Below are 12,346 nucleotides of genomic sequence, written 5' to 3'. Positions count from 1 at the left end.
GCTAAGGGCGATTCCCCGGCGAACCAGCGCGCCACTCCCACCAGCGCCCCAATGGGTCGGCGGCCGCACGCACTTCCCCGTCGACTGCGACGACGAATCCCGGCCAGGTGCTGGCATCCACCGGCGGATGCCAGGCGTCATGAAGTTTCGGCGCGTCGATGGTGATCCAGCGCGCTGGCAGGTGCTGCAGTTGCGTGATCAGCGACTGCCGCGGCGCCCAGGGAATATGAGCGAGAACGCCGGGCGTTGTGATCACGAGCGTCGCGTCAGGTGGAGCGGATGCAGCGAGCGCCACCACCTGCTCCCCGGCGTCACCGGGCACCATCGTGGGAGGATCTGCCGCAACGATGTCGAGCGCGGCCGTGATCCGCGCCTCCCGACCTGTCTCCCCCGGCCAGACGAGTCCCTGCAGCCAGGCACGATCTCGCGGGTCGCTGGCATCGAGCGGATCAAGGTCGATACCTGCACGCCAGACGATCTGAGGCATCCGCAGCGGCGGGATCTCCCCACGCACCTCGCTGGTGAGCACGACTTCAGAGGGTCCGTCATCCGGATCGAGAGCCGCACGCAGTCTGCCGTCGGCGCCAACGAAGCGATAGGAGTAGCGATCTGGGTAGAGGCAGAGGCCTCCGGACGCGCCGATCTCGAGCAGCGCGATCGGCCCGTCGATCTCGGAGAGCACCGGCAGCAGGGGCGCGAGGCGCAGTGGCTCGTTTGTCTGCACCCGGCGCGCAGAGCATTCCGCGACGATCTCGTCCGCGTGAGCGAGAAGAAACGCCCGCCACGTCTCGAAACCCGCCAGCGGTGCGCCCAGCATCCGCGTCACTGCGAACACCAGCGGGGGCTGCCGATGTGTATCAGGGATGCGGGCGAGCACCGCCTGCACGTCGGCATCAGCGGCGACTCCCGCAGCCCATCCCTCGTACATCCCGGAGCGGCCTGGCGCTTCCTCACGCGCGAAACGGTCGTAGCGTTCGCGCACAGCATCCGTCATCCACCCATTCTCACCCGATGTTTGACCTTCCATGCCTCGGCGCGGTGGACAATAGAAGAGACACAGGAGGTCTGATGGACTACAGCGTGAAGAAGACGGATGCCGAATGGCGCGAAGAACTCGGCGACGAAGAGTTCGCGGTACTGCGCGAAGCCTCGACCGAACGTGCCTGGACAGGCGAACTGCTCGATGAGACGCGCGGCGGCCTCTACACATGTGGCGCCTGCGGAACGGAGCTGTTCAAGAGCGGCACCAAGTTCGATTCCGGATGCGGATGGCCGAGCTTCTACGAGTCGATTCGCCCGGAGGCAGTGCAGCTCATCGAGGACACCACGCTCGGCATGAAGCGCACGGAGGTGCGTTGTGCAAACTGCGGTTCACACCTCGGCCATGTGTTCCCTGATGGTTTCGGCACGCCCACCGGCGACCGGTACTGCATGAACTCGCTGGCGCTGAACTTCACGCCCGAGGCACCCGAGGCGTGAGCGCGCTCGACGCGGCCCTCGCACGGCAATCCTGGTCGAAGGTCACCGAAGACGCGCCGACCAGCGACGAGCTGTTGCCGCTGGTGGCCGCGGCAGGTCGCGTTGCAGACCATTCCTCAATGCGACCGTGGCGGCTCATCGAGTTGCGTGGCGACGATCGGTTGGCGCTCGGGAAGGCCATCGCGAAGGCGGAGGGTGACAAGAACCCGTCGTCAAAGCCACTGCGTGCCTCGCTGCTGATCGCGGTGGTGGCCAGCTACCGCAAGAGCGAAAAGGTGCCGCGGTGGGAGCAGGAGGCTGTCGCCTCCGGCGTTGCACACACACTCAGTCTGCTCTTGGATGAGGCCGGCTGGGGCGTGTTCTGGCGCACCGGCGGCTACACGCGCTCGAAGGCCGTCGCGAAGGCGCATGGGCTGAAGAAGAACGAGGAACTGCTGGGGTGGCTTTACGTCGGCGGCAAGCCGGAGCGTAAGAGGCCTGGGCGACGCAAGAGCGTAAATGCCCGCGAGCTACTGACCCGGATGCCCTCGAAGAAGAGGTAGTCGCGGAAGGCGCGCGGCATCGTGCCCGGCCACCGGCCCGCCTGCCTCCCCGGCAGGGGTCGCACATGGTCGCATCCTGCGCACCTAGGCGGCAAAGTGCGCCACCTCCCCCGCGACCCCGCTGCACCCCGGTCGGGTAGGGGTCACACATGGTCGCATCCTGCGCACTCAGGCGGCAATGTGCGCCACCCCACCCCGCGCTACCCCTGCGAGGCGCGGGACAATCCCCGGCGATTCTCAGCGAGTTCGGCGCCGCCAGGGCATGGCAACGACAACGGATGCCACGGCCACAATGATCATCGCGATCAACTGCCACATTGCGGGGCCCGCTGCTGCCGGCCACAGCAGGTCGATCACGACAGAGGTGACGAGCTGTCCGAGCACGGAGCCGAGTCCGAGCAGCAGCACACCGGTGTGGGCGACGATCGCTGCTCCCAGCAGGATGTACACGAATCCGAGGAATCCCCCGACGTACAGCCACGGTTCGAGGGGCAGCGTCTGCGGCATCCCACGCACAGCGACGCTGACGCCCGCCGCGACGCACAGCACCAGTGTTCCCGCGATAAAGCTCATCAGCGTCGCCGTCATCGGAGACTGCACCCGTCGGGCAAGGCGTCCGTTCGTTGCTGCCTGCCACGCGATGCCGATGCCGGCGGCAAAAGGTAGCAGGAGCAGCCACAGCGGAGTCGTGGCGAGTACGTCCCCACCGAGCGAGATGCCGACCGCACCGAGCGCGAAGACACCACCGAGCACGCGCCCCGGTGTGACCGCGACGACGCCGGCCGGTCCGAATCCGATGCGGTCGAGCACGAGGCCGTGCAGGGTCTGACCGGCCACAACGCCGACGGTGAAGAGCGAGACGCCGAGCACACCCGCCGTCACGCCCTGCGTCGAGACTGTGAGCGCACCGCAGGCGCCGCCGAGGAGCATCCATGGCGGGATGGTGCGCGAGCGGATGCCGCGCCACAGCCGACCGGCCCCGGCGCGCGTTGAGGGCAGCAGGATCGTGACGACGATGAGGACGACAAGTCCGACGCTGAATGAGATGAGACCAGCGACGATGCCGTCGTCGATGCGGACCCCGAGCACGCCGTTGATCCGCGCTTGGATCGCAGTCATCACTCCGATTGCGACGGCGCCGCCCAGCGCCAAAGGCGCGGACAACGTACGGGTCTCAGTCACTCGTGCACACTACCCGAGCAGAGGTCGTTCCCCTGACCACCGGATGTCCGCGATTTAGCGATTCGCGCCGGCAGTCGTGTGGCTACCAGGCGTACGCCTCCGGCGCCTGCCCACCGGGACCGGGGAAGATCACGTCGAGCTTCTGGAGATCGTCTGTGCTGAGTCGAATATCCAGCGCCGACACTGCCGATTCCAGTTGAGCGACCGTGCGCGGCCCGATGATCGGCCCGGTGACGCCCGGCTGGTGCAGCAGCCATGCGAGACCCAGCGCAGACGGAGTCCAGCCGCGCTCCTGCGCGAAGCTCTCGTAGGCATCGACCTGCGAGCGACGATCGTCGCGGGCGCTCTTGACTCGGTCAGCGTTGGACCGCGCCTTGGCGTCAGATGACACTCCGCTGAGCAGGCCACCGGCCAGTGGCGACCAGGGCAGGATACCGAGACCATAATTCTGGGCAGCGGGAATGACCTCGAGCTCGATCGATCGCTGGGTCAGGTTGTAGAGCGACTGCTCGCTCACCAGACCGAGGAAGTGTCGCTGCTGCGCGATCTCGTTGGCCTGGGCGATGTTCCATGCCGCGAAGTTCGAGCTTCCCGTGTAGACCACTTCACCCCGAGCTACAAGAACCTCCATGGCTTGCCACAGTTCCTGCCAGGAGATGTGGCGGTCGATGTGGTGGAACTGGTACAGGTCGATCCGATCGGTCTGCAGCCTCCGCAGCGACGCGGTCGCCTCACGGCGGACCTGCCATGCGGATGCGCCACGGGCGTTGACGGCATCACCGTCGGGGCCGGGATCAGCCATCGGCGAATGCACCTTCGTCGCCAGCACGATGTTGTCGCGGACACCTGGGCGGGCGGCGAACCAACGACCGATGATCTCCTCCGTTGCTCCACGCCCGGCGGAACCCCCATATCCGTTTGCCGTATCGATGAAGTTCACGCCCAGCTCAAGGGCACGATCCATGATTGCGAACGCGTCCTCTTCCGAGGTGCGATCGCCGAAGTTCATCGTTCCCAGAACGATTCGCGAAACAGAGGTCCCGGTACGACCGAGATACGTGTAGTCCATGCGAGCCATCCTCACACAACGTCAGGGAGCGAGGGCCGCACACACTACCCAAACAGAAGCCACCGTTCTGACACTGAATGTCGGTGAGCGGGGCTACTCTTGCCGCATGTGCGCAAGCTACGGGCTGGACCCTCGGTTTGACGATCGCGAGTATCAGGAGGTCGTCGATTCCGCCGTGCTCGAGGGGCTTCGGTCTTGGGCGGCGCGCAACGACGGTGAAATTCTCCGCCCGACGGGCAAGAATCTGCGGAACCTGAACCCTATTGTCACTGGTGTTTCGAGCCTGGAGCTCGCCTGGTGGGGGTACTTAGTGAGCGGCGCACCGGCGAGCTTCGCGTCGATCAACACTCGATCCGAACGACTCTCGGGCAGCAAGGGCTCGCTCCCGGATCGCGCGATTGTCCCGGTCTCATACTGGCGCGAGATGGCCAAGCCATCGCGCGTCTGGCATCACTTCACCGCTCCGGAGAACACCCTGCTCGGGCTTGCCGCGGTGACCCGACCTGGTCGCGCCGCCGACGGGACGGACTACACCTGCTACAGCATCGTGATGCAACCCGCCGCGCCACACCTGGAGCACATCCACGAGCGGATGCCGCTGCTGATCAACCCGGGCTTCGCGGAGGAGTGGCTCGAAACGTCGAGTCCCGGAGGTGACCTGATCGACGCGGCGATCGCTGCGGCTTCGCCGTTCAATGAGAGGATCCGAGCCGCCCCCGCAGATGGCGAAATCCCGCCAAAGGATTCCGCCCAACTCTTCTAGACGGAGAGAAGCCTAGGGGCAAGCTGGCCGACAAAATTCGCTCACCGTTCATTGCCTCAATGTTGACCGAGCTATGGTCAGCTCATCAAAATGAGTAGCCCATGAACTACGCAACCCTGCTGCGCCGCGACATCGCTGAGTTCCTCGGCACCGGTGTGCTGTTGACCGTTGTGGTCAGGTCCGGGATCGCAGCAGCGCGCCTCACGAAGGAGATTCCCGCATGTCCCATATCGCTGTGATCGGCGGCAGTGACGCAGGCATCTCCGCCGCCCTGCGTGCGCGGGAGATCGACCCGGATGTCGAGGTGACGGTGGTCGTCGCTGACGCCTACCCGAACTACTCGATCTGCGGGATCCCCTACTACTTCACTGGCGAGGTCGCTCCCTGGAAGTCCCTCGCGCATCGCACCCACGCAGACCTGGAAGCGACCGGCATGAAGCTACGGCTGAACACGCTTGCCACGGGCATCGACATCGCCGGGCAGAGGCTCACCGTCCGCGACCAGTCCGGAGCTGAGTCGACGATCGCCTATGACGAGCTCGTCGTCGGGACCGGAGCGCTCCCGTCTCACGCCGGGATCTCAGGCCTGGGCCGGCTGGGACCCGAAGACGGCGTCCATGTCATCCACTCGATGGGCGACACGTTCGCACTCGACCGGCACCTGACCGAACGGAACCCGACCTCGGCGATCATCATCGGTGCCGGCTACGTCGGCCTCGAGATGGCCGAAGCATTCGTAGCCCGCGGCATGCATGTCACGCAGTTGCAGCGCGGACCTGAGGTCCTCTCCACCCTCGACCCCGAACTCGGCGGCCTCGTCCGCACGGAGCTCGAGGAGCACGGCATCACCGTCCACACCGACACCCTCGTCGCCGCGATCGAGAAAACCCCGGCCGGCCTCGTCGTCACCGGCACCCGTGACGGGCAGTCCGTCATGCACACCGCGGACCTCGTCCTCGCCGTCGTTGGCGTCCGCCCCAACACGACACTCCTCGAGCAGGCGGGCGCGACCCTGGGCGCCGGGCGCGCAGTCGTCGTCGACCAGCAGATGCGCACCGGCCTGCCGCACGTGTTCGCCGCCGGCGACGGCGTCATCACCCACCACCGGCTCCTGGGTGCCACCTACCTGCCACTGGGGACCACCTCGCACAAGCAGGGCCGGATCGCCGGGGAAAACGCGCTCGGCGGGACCGCCCGGTTTGCGGGCTCCGTCGGCACCCAGGTCGTGAAAGTCTTCAACCTTGTGGCCGCCCGCACTGGCCTCCGCGACCAGGACGCCGCAGTCGCTGGCCTCTCCCCGCTGACGGTCCAGTCCGTCGCGGACGACCACAAACGCTACTACCCGGGCGCGCAGCCCATCACCATCCGGATCACCGGCGACACCGCGAGCGGGCACCTGCTGGGCGCCCAGCTGGTCGGCCGGCTCGGCACGGAGACCGCGAAACGCGTCGACACATACGCCACCGCTCTGCACGCTGGCCTCACCATCGCGCAGGTCTCCGACCTTGACCTCTCCTACACACCCCCGCTCGGCTCCCCGTGGGACGCCGTCCAAGTCGCGACCCAGGCATGGACCCGAACCCACACCCGAGTCGTGATCCCTGCATGAACATCCGTCGGTGAACGCGTCACAGTGACGCCGCGGGGAAACGACAAGGGTGAGGCGGATCGACTTTTCTGACGATCAGCGCGGCGGCAGCAGTTTCTGGCGGAGCTGATCCCGCACGGCCGCATCGACGCCCGCTTGCTCCAGATAGGCCAACGCTCCACCGTGCTCGCTGTCGAGCCAGTCGAACGTCTCGTTGAGTAATTCGGGCGGTGATCCCGCAAGCACCTTGACGAGGTTGTCCGTGATCGGCACGCGGAACCGTCGCACTTTGCGTAGCATCCGCTCTGTCCACACGCCTGACAAGTTTGCCGCGGTGGCTGCATAGTCGGCCACGATGACATCGCGGTCGATGTCGAGCGCGATGAGGATGAGCGCCGACACCAGGCCGGTGCGGTCTTTGCCCGCGGTGCAGTGCACGACGACCGGGCCTTCGGCGGATGCGACAGCACGGATGACCCGTCCGAGATCCTGTTGATGTCGAGTGAGCACCACCTCATAGACGTCACGAAGTGTGAGCGTGGTCGGATCGACTTTGCGCGGTGCGCCATCGATCGGAACAGCGAGATAGGACGCACCGGTGCCACGCAGCCTGTCGCGTCCGCCGATGCGTCGATCGATTGCCGAACGCAGATCAATGACCTGGCTGATGCCGAGTTCCTTGAGTCGCTCGCGCCCCGCGCGGGTGAGCCGGTGCAGGGCATCCGATCGGTACAGGCGACCGGGTCGCAGCACACCGGGGGCGACCTCGCGAAAGTTGTGCGTGCCTGGCACGTCGAGACGGGTGACGGAGTCGTCCATGTCGCCATGCTAGCTGCGGCCGCGTCCAGGTCGGATATCGTGGGGCGTCACGCCAGGGAGGAAACCATGTCCGACGAAAAGTCCCGCCCGCGCGCGCTCCGCGATGGCACGACCGAGCCGCGCTTCGCCGAGCGCTACGCGACGATCGACGAGGTGGCTGCGCTGCTGGGCGTCACACCGGTGTCATTGCGCCAGACGATGCGCCGACGCGATTCCGGTGAAGCCTCCTCCGCGAGCGATGCGTTCATCGACCCGATCGGGAATGTATCCGGCTACCTGTGGGATCGCGACGATCTGACACCAGAGGCGATCGAGGCGTGGCACGATCGCCCGCGCCGAGGGCGGAAGCCAAACAGCGCGCAGTAACTGAAACCGCCGACTGGGCGATTCTCGGTGAGAAATGGAGCCGACTGCGGGGTTCGAACCCGCGACATCCTGTTTACAAGACAGGTGCTCTACCAGCTGAGCTAAGTCGGCATGCGGCTTCCGTAAAGATGTCGCAACACAAATTCTAAGGCACCGCGCTGTCAACTCTGAACGGACAGCGTCGAGGCACAGACCAATCGGTGGACAGCCCCGGGACTATCCGGCCGGTGTCTCGGCAGGTGCCTCAGGCTCGGCGGGCGCTTCCGTAGCAGCAGGTGTCTCGGCCGGCGCCGGAGACGGCGTTGCATCGGTGTCGCTGGCAACGGTGAGCACGAACTGTGAGAACTCCGCAGGATCCTTTAGCGAACCGACATACGCCTCGCCGTTGACAACGACCATGGGTGCGCTCGTGAGTACAAGATCGTCGGATCCGGCCAGCGGCCCTGCCAGCGCGCGCGACGTTGCATCCTTCGCCCACGAGACGAAGTCGGCACCCTCGATACAGCTGCGAACGACCTTGGGGTCATCGACACCGACGGCAACTGCGAGGTCGGCAAGCTCAACATCTGTCGAGCCGTTGCTGTCTACCTCCGGCTGATTGATGAGCAGTTCATGGTTGAACGCGTAGAACTGCTCAGGTGAGTGCGTGGCTACGCACGCAGCAGCAGCCGCGGAACGCAGCGAGTACTTCGTACCGTTCGAGCTCGCCGTGAGCATCGAGACCGGGTGGTAGGTCACAGTGACGGCATCCTCGTCGATCCAACCGGCGAGCTGGCGGGCGTTGGCACGCTCGAACTCTCCGGCCCCAGGTGAGAGGTAGTCGACATAGATATGCACGTCAACAGCGGCCGCCGACACGGAGGGAGCCGGCTCTGCGGCTTCTTCGAGCGCTTCAGGCGCTGGCGTTTCAGGCACGCTCTCGCTGCTCGCCTCTGGGACGTCAGACACGATGATGCCATCGCTCGACATGCCGCTCGGGCTCATGGTCGGCTGTGAGATCGTCGAAGTGACGGCCATGGTCACAGCGGTGCCAATAGCACCGACCGCAACAATGGCGACCACCCCAATGATGATCCTTCGCATGACGCGAACCCTCGACTGCTGGGCGTGCACCTGCTGGGCCTTCTCCCGAACCACCTCACGGGAATTGCGAGGGGTGGGGACGTTCGGCGTTTTGTCGCTCGACATCGTTCCTCTTGAAAGTCTTGTGGGGACGGGCTCCCCGGAGTCCGCTTCGCTGAGCAGCACCGCCTTCGATGTTAACCAGTCAGGCTGGGAAACAACCAGGTGCGCCCATCCGTGCCATACTGAACACGGCCCGATGGCGGGCCACGGTGGAGTCAAATCCACCGCATCCATCACAACGGATCGTCCGGCACGTACCTGCCGGTGAAGGAGAAAACAATGGCATCTGTCACTTTCGATGACGCGACGCGTCTCTACCCCGGCGGCACCCGCCCGGCAGTTGACAAGCTGAACCTTGAGGTTGCAGACGGCGAGTTCCTCGTCCTGGTCGGCCCCTCTGGCTGTGGCAAGTCCACGTCGCTGCGCATGCTCGCTGGCCTTGAAGAGGTCAACGACGGACGCATCCTCATCGGCGACCGCGACGTCACCGACGTGCCCCCGAAGGACCGTGACATCGCGATGGTCTTCCAGAACTACGCGCTGTACCCGCACATGACCGTCGCCGAGAACATGGGCTTCGCGCTCAAGATCGCTGGAATCGGCAAGGAAGATCGTGCCGCCCGCGTGCTTGAGGCCGCAAAGCTCCTCGACCTCGAGGAGTACCTGACCCGCAAGCCGAAGGCCCTCTCCGGTGGTCAGCGTCAGCGTGTTGCCATGGGTCGCGCCATCGTCCGTCAGCCGCAGGTGTTCCTCATGGACGAGCCGCTGTCGAACCTTGACGCGAAGCTCCGTGTGCAGACGCGTACGCAGATCGCGTCGCTGCAGCGTCGCCTGGGTGTCACCACGGTCTACGTCACGCACGACCAGACCGAGGCTCTCACCATGGGTGACCGCATCGCCGTCCTCAAGGATGGCCTCCTGCAGCAGGTCGGCACGCCCCGCGACCTGTACGAGAAGCCGGAGAACGTGTTCGTCGCCGGATTCATCGGCTCGCCTGCCATGAACCTCTTCTCGGCGGACCTCGCCGAGGGTGGCGTTCGGTTCGGTACCGAGGTCGTCCCGCTCGACCGCGACACCGTCGGCCGCGCCAACGGCAGCCAGGTCACGGTCGGCGTGCGCCCCGAGGACATCGTCGTCGGTCCCGCCGACGGCAAGGGCCTCTCGGTCACGGTCGACCTCGTCGAGGAGCTCGGCGCTGACGGCTACCTCTACGGCCACACCGAAATCAACGGCAAGCGCGCCGACCTCGTCGCACGCGTCGATGGCCGCAGCCACCCGATCGCTGGCGACACGGTCACGCTCGCTGCGAGCGCTGGACACGTCCACGCGTTTGACATCGAGTCTGGCCTGCGCCTGAACGACAAGCCGGTCGTCTCGGCTTCGTAGGTTCCATCACACGCGGCGCGGGCTGACCTTCGGGTCGCCCGCGCCGCGTCGTTTCCCCGGGGAGAGTTATGCAGGACGCACTTCGGATCACTGCCAGCAAGGTCAATCCCGAGCTGTTGACACTGCCGTGGTCGACTCCGCTCGCGAAGTGGCCATCCGAGCGCATCGTCTCGCTCCCTAAGGGCCTCTCCCGACATCTGGTGCGCTTCGCTGATCTCGCAGGCCGCGTCGTCGCTGTCAAGGAGACGACCGCGGAGATGGCCCAGCGCGAGTACGACATGCTCGGAAACCTGACCCGCTTAGACGTACCGTGCGTTGATCGCGTCGCGGTGATCGCAGGAAGAACGGATGCCGCGGGCACGCCACTGCCCGCAGTCCTCGTCACCGCGCACCTGCGCTTCTCCATGCCCTACCGCGCACTATTCACCCGTGTGCTGCGCCCCGACACCGCCACCAGGCTCGTCGATGCGCTCGCGCTCTTGCTCGTTCGCCTACACAACGTCGGCTTCTATTGGGGCGACGTCTCGCTGTCGAACACGCTCTTTCGTCGCGATGCCGGCGCGTTCGCCGCCTACCTGGTGGATGCCGAGACCGGTGAGCTACACGAAGAGGGCCTCACCGAGGGGCAGCGCCTCTACGACCTCGACCTCGCACGCACGAACATCGCCGGCGAGATCATGGACCTCGCCGCCGGTGGACGACTCGAGCACGGCGTGGATGCTGTTGCGATCGCCGACGGAATCGTGTCGTCGTATCACTCGCTATGGGCCGCGCTCACGGCCGAAGAATCATTCTCGGCGAACGAGACATGGCGCATCACTGAACGCGTCGAACGCCTCAACGCGCTCGGTTTCGACATCGACGAGATGTCGATGTCAACCACCGCTGACGGCACGGTCGTCGAAATTCAGCCGAAGGTGGTGGATGCCGGGCACCATCAGCGGCGCCTCATCCGCCTCACCGGTCTCGACGTCGAGGAGAATCAGGCCCGCCGCCTGCTGAACGATCTCGACGAGTTCCGGGCACGCTCGAAGAAGGACTGGGCGGACGAAGAGATGTACGCCCACGAATGGCTCACCCGAGTCTTCGAACCCGTCGTGCGGGCGATCCCGTACGACCTGCGGGCAAAGCTGGAGCCAGCGGAAGTCTTCCACCAGGTGCTGGAGCACCGCTGGTATCTCTCCCAGGCCGGAGGGCGCTCGGTTCCGCTCGCCGAAGTCTTGACGTCGTACATCAACGAAGTGCTGCGCCATCGCCGCGATGAAGCGACGATCATGGGACCGCCCACCGAGACGATGTCTCTGCCGGTGATGACCGGCGCCATGCCGATCTCTGCCGAGGACGAGGCCGTCGACTGGCGTGACCTGGTCTGATCAGTACCCGACGGCGAAGTTCTCGCGGCTGTGCTTCGGGTTCTCGATCTCGTCGACGAACGCGACGCCGAGGTCGCGACCGGAGATGAACGAGTCGCCCTTTTCGTCGGTGACCAGCAATAGACCGCCATCGCGGTACTTCCCGGTGCGTTCCCCCGGTGCCCAGACGCCGAACCCGCCGGCGGGGTGCACGAAGAACCAGTCCTTGTCGCTGGAGGTCTTCTGCAGGTCTTCCAACACGCCGATGGCCTCGAGCGCCTCGGCCTTGTACTCCTCGGGGAATCCCGAGTCGATAAGACGGGCGCCACCGGGAGCGACAAGACTGCCACCCGCTCCCCCGACAACGCCCAGTCGTACCGTCTTCGGCAGAGCGGCGAACAGCTCGGCGGTCGCCGGACGCACCTTGCCCACCATGTCCCCACGCGGTGACAGCGCCTGGATCACGACATCGACCTCGTCGATCTGCGCAAGCAGGGTCGGCACATCGAGGATCGTACCCTCGATGTACATCGCACCCGCTACCCGCTCAGCAGCTATCGAGCGGGAAACGGAAATCACCGAATGACCGCGCGACACCGCCTCAGCGACGATGTTCGAACCGGCATAGCCGGTCCCTCCGATGACAGCGATACGGGACATGGTTCTCCTTCTGAA

General features: G+C 65.6%; 14 protein-coding genes and 1 tRNA gene. 8 read left to right on the top strand and 7 right to left on the bottom strand.

The features are described from left to right. Position 1: 1 nt before the first annotated feature. The gene (locus tag AC1C2O_RS17585) at positions 2–994 is read right to left on the bottom strand and encodes a DUF2332 family protein (RefSeq protein WP_495431866.1); all 993 of its coding nucleotides are present in this window, start codon (positions 992–994) and stop codon (positions 2–4) included. A gap of 74 nt (positions 995–1,068) precedes the next feature. Between AC1C2O_RS17585 and msrB the strand changes: the two genes are divergently transcribed. Next, on the top strand, positions 1,069–1,479 hold the full coding sequence (gene msrB / locus AC1C2O_RS17580) for a peptide-methionine (R)-S-oxide reductase MsrB (protein WP_495431865.1): 411 nt from the start codon (positions 1,069–1,071) through the stop codon (positions 1,477–1,479). After that, positions 1,476–2,021 carry a nitroreductase family protein gene (locus tag AC1C2O_RS17575; protein WP_495431864.1) on the top strand — a complete coding sequence of 182 codons (546 nt, stop codon included), beginning with the start codon at positions 1,476–1,478 and terminating at the stop codon, positions 2,019–2,021. Before msrB ends, AC1C2O_RS17575 begins: the two co-directional genes overlap by 4 nt. A gap of 237 nt (positions 2,022–2,258) precedes the next feature. Here AC1C2O_RS17575 and AC1C2O_RS17570 read toward each other — a convergent pair whose 3' ends face one another. Both AC1C2O_RS17570 and AC1C2O_RS17565 read right to left on the bottom strand, forming a co-directional pair. Then, entirely contained in the window at positions 2,259–3,173 is a 915-nt protein-coding gene (locus AC1C2O_RS17570) for a DMT family transporter (RefSeq protein WP_495432170.1), read from the bottom strand. A gap of 112 nt (positions 3,174–3,285) precedes the next feature. Continuing rightward, entirely contained in the window at positions 3,286–4,272 is a 987-nt protein-coding gene (locus AC1C2O_RS17565) for an aldo/keto reductase (protein WP_495431863.1), read from the bottom strand. 106 nt (positions 4,273–4,378) lie between these two features. Between AC1C2O_RS17565 and AC1C2O_RS17560 the strand changes: the two genes are divergently transcribed. The 3 genes from AC1C2O_RS17560 to AC1C2O_RS17550 all read left to right on the top strand — a co-directional run bounded on the left by AC1C2O_RS17560 (position 4,379) and on the right by AC1C2O_RS17550 (position 6,644). After that, entirely contained in the window at positions 4,379–5,035 is a 657-nt protein-coding gene (locus AC1C2O_RS17560; protein ID WP_495431862.1) for an SOS response-associated peptidase family protein, read from the top strand. A 101-nt stretch (positions 5,036–5,136) separates the two neighbouring features. Further along, entirely contained in the window at positions 5,137–5,274 is a 138-nt protein-coding gene (locus AC1C2O_RS17555; RefSeq protein ID WP_495431861.1) for a hypothetical protein, read from the top strand. Continuing rightward, positions 5,256–6,644, top strand: a complete 1,389-nt coding sequence (locus AC1C2O_RS17550) for an FAD-dependent oxidoreductase (RefSeq protein ID WP_495431860.1) — start codon at positions 5,256–5,258, stop codon at positions 6,642–6,644. The genes AC1C2O_RS17555 and AC1C2O_RS17550 overlap by 19 nt, the downstream gene beginning before the upstream one ends. Positions 6,645–6,719: 75 nt before the next feature. Here AC1C2O_RS17550 and AC1C2O_RS17545 read toward each other — a convergent pair whose 3' ends face one another. Then, positions 6,720–7,442, bottom strand: coding sequence for a tyrosine-protein phosphatase (locus AC1C2O_RS17545; protein WP_495431859.1), 723 nt, complete (start codon positions 7,440–7,442; stop codon positions 6,720–6,722). 66 nt (positions 7,443–7,508) lie between these two features. Here AC1C2O_RS17545 and AC1C2O_RS17540 point away from each other — a divergent pair, with 66 nt between their 5' ends. Beyond that, complete coding sequence (locus AC1C2O_RS17540) at positions 7,509–7,808, top strand: hypothetical protein (RefSeq protein ID WP_495431858.1); 300 nt, start codon at positions 7,509–7,511, stop codon at positions 7,806–7,808. Between the two features lie 35 nt (positions 7,809–7,843). On the opposite strand, the gene AC1C2O_RS17535 is transcribed toward AC1C2O_RS17540, so the two are convergent. After that, positions 7,844–7,919 (bottom strand) — tRNA-Thr (locus AC1C2O_RS17535). A gap of 105 nt (positions 7,920–8,024) precedes the next feature. Continuing rightward, a complete protein-coding gene (locus AC1C2O_RS17530) occupies positions 8,025–8,996 on the bottom strand; it encodes a DsbA family protein (RefSeq protein WP_495431857.1) in 972 nt (323 codons plus the stop codon). 216 nt (positions 8,997–9,212) lie between these two features. On the opposite strand from AC1C2O_RS17530, the gene AC1C2O_RS17525 reads away from it, so the two are divergent. Continuing rightward, complete coding sequence (locus AC1C2O_RS17525; protein ID WP_495431856.1) at positions 9,213–10,319, top strand: ABC transporter ATP-binding protein; 1,107 nt, start codon at positions 9,213–9,215, stop codon at positions 10,317–10,319. 68 nt (positions 10,320–10,387) lie between these two features. Further along, a complete protein-coding gene (locus AC1C2O_RS17520) occupies positions 10,388–11,692 on the top strand; it encodes a DUF4032 domain-containing protein (protein WP_495431855.1) in 1,305 nt (434 codons plus the stop codon). Here AC1C2O_RS17520 and AC1C2O_RS17515 read toward each other — a convergent pair whose 3' ends face one another. After that, a complete protein-coding gene (locus AC1C2O_RS17515; protein ID WP_495431854.1) occupies positions 11,693–12,331 on the bottom strand; it encodes an NAD(P)-dependent oxidoreductase in 639 nt (212 codons plus the stop codon). It abuts the gene before it with no gap. Positions 12,332–12,346: the final 15 nt, after the last annotated feature.

The sequence above is a fragment of the Microbacterium sp. Y355 genome, assembly GCF_059445345.1.
Note: the sequence above shows the minus strand (reverse complement) of the source record. Positions and strands in the feature narration are given on the sequence as shown.

What these genes read in the sequence shown, in the direction of transcription:
- AC1C2O_RS17525 (WP_495431856.1), top strand. Translation starts at nt 9,213, where the DNA reads ATGGCATCTGTCACTTTCGATGACGCGACGCGTCTCTACCCCGGCGGC.
- msrB (WP_495431865.1), top strand. Translation starts at nt 1,069, where the DNA reads ATGGACTACAGCGTGAAGAAGACGGATGCCGAATGGCGCGAAGAACTC.
- AC1C2O_RS17540 (WP_495431858.1), top strand. Translation starts at nt 7,509, where the DNA reads ATGTCCGACGAAAAGTCCCGCCCGCGCGCGCTCCGCGATGGCACGACC.
- AC1C2O_RS17555 (WP_495431861.1), top strand. Translation starts at nt 5,137, where the DNA reads ATGAACTACGCAACCCTGCTGCGCCGCGACATCGCTGAGTTCCTCGGC.
- AC1C2O_RS17550 (WP_495431860.1), top strand. Translation starts at nt 5,256, where the DNA reads ATGTCCCATATCGCTGTGATCGGCGGCAGTGACGCAGGCATCTCCGCC.
- AC1C2O_RS17530 (WP_495431857.1), bottom strand. Translation starts at nt 8,996, where the DNA reads ATGTCGAGCGACAAAACGCCGAACGTCCCCACCCCTCGCAATTCCCGT.
- AC1C2O_RS17520 (WP_495431855.1), top strand. Translation starts at nt 10,388, where the DNA reads ATGCAGGACGCACTTCGGATCACTGCCAGCAAGGTCAATCCCGAGCTG.
- AC1C2O_RS17585 (WP_495431866.1), bottom strand. Translation starts at nt 994, where the DNA reads ATGACGGATGCTGTGCGCGAACGCTACGACCGTTTCGCGCGTGAGGAA.
- AC1C2O_RS17560 (WP_495431862.1), top strand. Translation starts at nt 4,379, where the DNA reads ATGTGCGCAAGCTACGGGCTGGACCCTCGGTTTGACGATCGCGAGTAT.
- AC1C2O_RS17545 (WP_495431859.1), bottom strand. Translation starts at nt 7,442, where the DNA reads ATGGACGACTCCGTCACCCGTCTCGACGTGCCAGGCACGCACAACTTT.
- AC1C2O_RS17515 (WP_495431854.1), bottom strand. Translation starts at nt 12,331, where the DNA reads ATGTCCCGTATCGCTGTCATCGGAGGGACCGGCTATGCCGGTTCGAAC.
- AC1C2O_RS17565 (WP_495431863.1), bottom strand. Translation starts at nt 4,272, where the DNA reads ATGGACTACACGTATCTCGGTCGTACCGGGACCTCTGTTTCGCGAATC.